An 877-nucleotide genomic window follows, 5' to 3' on the forward strand; every position below is an offset into this window, starting at 1 on the left:
TGATCAGCGTCGTCCACAGGTCCGCGCTGGCCGGGTCCCGGAGCTTGGGCACGTTCCAGCCGAGTGTCTGCTTCAGCAGGCGGAAGGTGTGTTCCAGGTCGAATCTGCGCAGGTAGGCACGCCATAGCTGGTCGACGTGGCCGGGGTCGGCCCCGGGGTGTGAGGACCACAGCCATACCGGGTCAGGATCCCGTCCGCCGGGCAGGCGCTCGACCGTCAGGCGGACTACAAGGCCGTGCAGAATGGGGAGTTCGGCATTCTGGTCGGTGATCCACGCCGCTCGGCGGGTGAGCCGGGGGTGGAGCCGGTCCCATGCCTGGACGGTAGCGAAGCCGTAGCGTGTGGTGTTGGTCCGGGTCTCGGTTTGCGGACTTCCCCAGGTGGCGGGTCTGGCCAGGGCGAACGGGGCGCCGTGCATGCGCGGGCGGCCCGGTCTGGGGCGGGCGTTGTGCGGTGCCGGGTCGCGGGCCAGTACGCGGTCCGAGCGGAGTCTGCCGCATACCTCCACGGGCAGGTCGGCCAGGAGGTGGGCCAGGCGGGCCAGGTCGTAGCCGGCGTCTGCGACGATCAGCAGTTCGGGTGCACCCTCGCTCCAGTGGCCCGCAGCGATCAACCCCTTGACGACGTCGTGCAGTTGGGCGCCGGTGACCGCCACGGTGTCGTCGGCCGGGCCGAGCCGGACCGCGTCCAGCAGGCGGCACCAAGAGGTGCGGCCGGACTCCAGCACCGCGACGAAGGAGTAGGGCCAGCCCGGGATGAACTGGTCCTTGCTGCGGCCGCGTCCGTAGACGTGGCAGAACAGCCGGTCGGGACTGGTCCCGGCGTCCGGCCGCAACCAGGTGGAGACATCCACCGCCAGCACGATCCGGCCGTCGAC

General features: G+C 70.9%; 1 protein-coding gene. It reads right to left on the bottom strand.

The window, feature by feature from the left end; genetic code table 11:
• A partial coding sequence (locus LZ604_RS35485; protein WP_234520355.1) for a transposase occupies positions 1 to 877 on the bottom strand: 877 nt, incomplete at both ends.

Source organism: Streptomyces glomeratus (assembly GCF_021462825.1).
Classification (GTDB): Bacteria; Actinomycetota; Actinomycetes; order Streptomycetales; family Streptomycetaceae; genus Streptomyces; species Streptomyces glomeratus.